This window comes from Mesorhizobium sp. M7A.F.Ca.CA.002.05.1.1 (assembly GCF_003998335.1).
Lineage (GTDB): Bacteria > Pseudomonadota > Alphaproteobacteria > Rhizobiales > Rhizobiaceae > Mesorhizobium.
In genome coordinates this window covers 1-1,590 of record NZ_RZQI01001144.1, presented here as the reverse complement: position 1 = coordinate 1,590, position 1,590 = coordinate 1, and the positions used below count along the sequence as shown (strand labels likewise).

Here is a 1,590-nt window from a genome sequence, read left to right as displayed (position 1 = left end):
CGACACGGATGCGCACATCGGCACCGGCGGCGGCGCAACGATCACGCTGACGGGCAATTTGGCCGCGCAAGCGTCGCACACCGGTACGGTTCACACGCTTGCCGATGGCGAAGCCGCCGGCAGCAGCGTCGGCGTTGGCGCGTCGATCGCGCTGAATATCGGCGAAGTCACCAACGACGCTTTCCTCGGCCGCAATTTCCAGAACGTCGGCACGGTGACGATCACCGCGACCTCGATGCTCGACACCAAGGCAGAGTCCAAGGCGAGTTCGAAGGGCCAATCCACCAAGAAGTCCGATGGCACAACGGACAGTGCCAGCTCCGATCAGGAGACGACCAACCAGACCGAGATGGCCAAGAACCAGAGCGGCGGCACCAAGACGCCCTCGCAGAGCGGCGGCAGCAGCCTTGGCCAGGCCGACAGCAACAGCAATGCGCAGACCGGCAAGGGCACGCAGGGCGGCAACGGCTCCGGCGGCACCAATGTGGCAGCGACGATCGCCGTCAACTTCCTCGATGCGGACAACCAGGCGCAGATCGCCGGCGATGTGACGATCGCCGGCACAGGCGCGATGAAGGTCGAGGCGATCAGCACGACCGACGCGCGGGCATTGGCCACAGCGACGTCCACGAACACCAGTTCCAACACCGGCGTTGCCGCGGCGATCGGCCTCAACATCGTGCTGCTGGACAACAATGCGATGATCGGTTCAAACGCCGATCTGACCGCCGGATCGATCGAGGTCCGCGCCGCGACCGGCAATGGACAAAAGAACACGTTCCAGGCGCGCGCCCTTTCCGGCGCAGTGTCGAAAAACACCGCGGTCGGCGGCTCGGTTGGCGTCAACTATCTTGATGTCGACACGCTGGCATCGGTCGGCGACAATGTCGATCTCGACGCCAACACCGGCAATATCGAGATCGGCGCCGTCAGTCTCAATGAAATGCAGAACCTGGCCGGCGGTGCGGCTTTGAGCACCGGCAGCGGCGGTGGCGGCGTGGGTATCGCGGTCACCGTCAACATCGTCAACGATCTCAACACCAAGGCGCAGACCGGCATCAATCTCGACGCTGAAGCGCAGGGCGCGATCAACGTCACCTCGCATGCCGAACTGCTGCCGATCTCGGAAGACCTGCCGGTCATCGGCTCGTTGGCCGTCACCAGCTTCGCCGCCGGCATCGCCGGTGCGTCGGGCGGCTTTGCCGTCGGCGGCTCGTCCAGCGTCAACGTGATCTTCATGGAGACGCACGCGTCGGTGAACGACAACTCCGACCTCGAAGCCGGAACCGGCATCAAGATCGAGGCGACGGACCTGCTGACCGTGGTCAGCGGGGCGGGCGGCATCGGCCTCACGCTGAACGGCAATGCCGGCGTCGGCATCGGCCTGGACGTGCAGGTGATCACGCGCAACACCAGCGCCTGGATGGGTGGTGGCGCGGATCTGGATACGACTGCCGGCAACATCATCATCAATGCCGACTCCTTCGACGACATCACCTCGATCGCGGCGACGTTCGGCGGCAGCGCCGGCGGCTCGGCCGGCGTCGCGGCATCGGTCGGCGTGCTTTACCTCGACACATCGACCCAGGC

Annotated in this window: 1 protein-coding gene; it reads left to right on the top strand. The window is 65.2% G+C overall.

Features of this window, described 5'->3' with window-relative positions; translation table 11 throughout:
* Window positions 1-1,590: beta strand repeat-containing protein (locus EN939_RS33450; RefSeq protein ID WP_164751483.1), on the top strand; the 1,590-nt coding region annotated here is incomplete at both ends.